This window comes from Mesorhizobium sp. M4A.F.Ca.ET.090.04.2.1 (assembly GCF_003999085.1).
GTDB lineage: Bacteria > Pseudomonadota > Alphaproteobacteria > Rhizobiales > Rhizobiaceae > Mesorhizobium.
In genome coordinates, this window is sequence record NZ_RZOT01000700.1 from 1 (window position 1) to 2,452 (window position 2,452).

At 67.6% G+C, this 2,452-nt stretch carries 3 protein-coding genes; 1 reads left to right on the forward strand and 2 read right to left on the reverse strand.

Going from position 1 to position 2,452, the window contains the following annotated elements; translation table 11 throughout:
• Positions 1–56 precede the first annotated feature (56 nt).
• Positions 57–812, forward strand: a complete 756-nt coding sequence (gene truA / locus EN781_RS30605) for a tRNA pseudouridine(38-40) synthase TruA (protein ID WP_126057202.1) — start codon at positions 57–59, stop codon at positions 810–812.
• On the opposite strand, the gene EN781_RS30610 is transcribed toward truA, so the two are convergent.
• The gene (locus EN781_RS30610; protein ID WP_126057201.1) at positions 809–1,414 is read right to left on the reverse strand and encodes a transporter; all 606 of its coding nucleotides are present in this window, start codon (positions 1,412–1,414) and stop codon (positions 809–811) included. The two genes, truA and EN781_RS30610, sit on opposite strands and share 4 nt — an antisense overlap.
• Positions 1,401–2,452: succinyl-diaminopimelate desuccinylase (dapE, locus tag EN781_RS30615; RefSeq protein WP_127400634.1), on the reverse strand; the 1,052-nt coding region annotated here is incomplete at its 5' end. The genes EN781_RS30610 and dapE, both read right to left, overlap by 14 nt.

Consider the following 2,452-nt stretch of genomic DNA (forward strand, 5'->3'; position numbering starts at 1 on the left):
GGTCTACGCTTCGGCCTTCACCGCGCTTGCCGCCTAGGCGGCAAGCAAAGGCCTCCATGCCGCGTTTTCGCCTCGATATCGAATATGACGGCAGCCAATTCGCCGGCTGGCAGCACCAGGCGGATCAGCCTTCGGTGCAGCAGGCGATCGAACTGGCGATCGAGAAATTCTGCGGCGAGCAGGTCAGGCTGCGCGCCGCAGGCCGCACTGATGCCGGCGTGCATGCCACCGCCCAGGTGGCGCATGTTGACCTCGCCAGGGCCTGGTCGGGCGACAAGGTGCGCGACGCCGTCAACGCCCATCTGCAGGCGGCTGGCGCGCGCATCGCCGTCTTGGAGGCGGGTATCGTTGCCGACGATTTCGACGCCCGCTTCTCCGCCACCGGCCGGCACTACCTCTACCGCATCCTCAACCGCCGTGCGCCGGCGGCGCTGGAAAAGGGCAAGGTCTGGTGGGTGCCGAAACGGCTCGACGCCGAGGCCATGCACGACGCGGCGAAAGTTCTGCTCGGCCGCCATGACTTCACCACCTTCCGCTCGACACAGTGCCAGGCCGAAAGCCCGGTTCGCACGCTCGACCGGCTGGATGTCAGCCGCTCCGGCGACCTGATCGAGGTGCGAACCTCCGCGCGCTCCTTCCTGCACAACCAGGTGCGCTCGATGGTTGGCTCACTGAGGCGCGTCGGCGACGGCTCATGGACCGCTGCCGATCTCAAGGCGGCGCTCGACGCGCAAGACCGCGCCGCCTGCGGCCAGGTGGCGCCGCCCGACGGCCTGTTCCTCATTGGCGTCGACTATCCGGAAGGATCCTAGCCCTCTACCCTGGTGGGTATGGTGATGCCGAGCAGCGCCTGCAGCCCGAACAGCACGACCAGCGAGGCCACGAACATGCCGGCGAAGACCGCGGTGCCGACGGCGGCCCCCCTGCCGATCACGGCATTGGTCATGCGCCAGGTCAGTATCATCGAGACTGCGAACAGGAGCAGCGACACCAACCCCGGGACCTCGTTGGTCGAGGGCAGGAAAAGCCGGATCAGCGCCGACGGCAGCATCAGCCAGGCGATGATCGCCGACGCCCAGTTGCTGGCGACGACATAGTGGACGAACCGGCCGCCGATGCCGACGCGCGGCGCGACCAGCGCCAGGCCGACCAGCGGCAGCACCCAGGAGCCAATGTCGACCGTCGCCAGCCTGAGCAGCATGCTGAAGCGTCCGGCGAAGGCGTTCGGATCGCCGATCTCGTTGGCGATGCCGACCCAGCCGACGATCAGCGCCGGCGCCGCCACGACGATGGCGAAGAAGGAATTCCAGAAGCCGTCCGCCGACAGGTCGAGCAGGCGCAGCCCGTCGACCTTGCCGAGCATCAGCCGCCAGGCGCCGGCCAGCGACGCGTAGGTTTCGTCAGCCGACAGCACGGTCCTGCCCGAACCAGTCTTCGATGAAGCGCTGATAGATCCCGGTCAGCGTCTCGAGGTCGGCAAGCGCGACGCGTTCGTCGACCATATGCATGGTCTGGCCGACCAGTCCGAACTCGACCACCGGGCAATAGTCCTTGATGAAGCGTGCGTCCGACGTGCCGCCGGAGGTGGAGAGCGCCGGCTTCCTGCCGACCGTCGCCTTGACCGAACTGCTCAGCGTGTCGATCAGCCGCTCGTCGCGGGTCAGGAAGACGTGGCTCGGCCGGTTGCGCCAGACGAGCTCGTAGTCGACCGGGGCCTTCTTGCCTGGCCGGTACTTCTTGCGCCCGGCCGCCTGGTCGAGGCGGTTGTGGATCTCGGCCTGGATGGTCTCGGCCGTCCACGTGTCGTTGAAGCGGATGTTGAAGGTGGCCGTCGCCTTGGCCGGGATGACGTTGGTGGCCGGATTGCCGACGTCGATCGAGGTGACCTCCAGATTGGTCGGCTGGAAATCCTTCGTCCCCTTGTCGAACACCGGATGGAGCAAGGCGTCGACCAGGCTGACCAGCCCGCGCACCGGATTGTCTGCAAGCTGCGGATAGGCGGCGTGGCCCTGGCGCCCGTTGACGGTCACGCTGCCGGAGATTGAGCCGCGCCGGCCGATCTTGATCATGTCGCCGAGCGTGTCCGGATTGGTCGGCTCGCCGACGATCGCGGCATCCCATTTCTCGCCTTTGCCCGCCGCCCATTCGAGCAGCTTCACCGTGCCGTTGATCGCCGGCCCCTCTTCGTCGCCGGTGATCAGCAGCGAGACCGAGCCCTTCGGCCCGCCCGCCTTCTCGACATGGCGCGCCACCGCGGCGATGAAGCAGGCGATGCCGCCCTTCATGTCGACGGCGCCGCGGCCATACATTTCGCCATTGGCGACCTCGGCGGCGAAGGGCGGGTGCGTCCAGGCCGCCGCGTCGCCAACCGGCACGACGTCGGTATGGCCGGCGAACATCAGATGCGGTCCGTTGCCGGAGCGCCTTGCATAAAGGTTCTCGATGTCCGGCG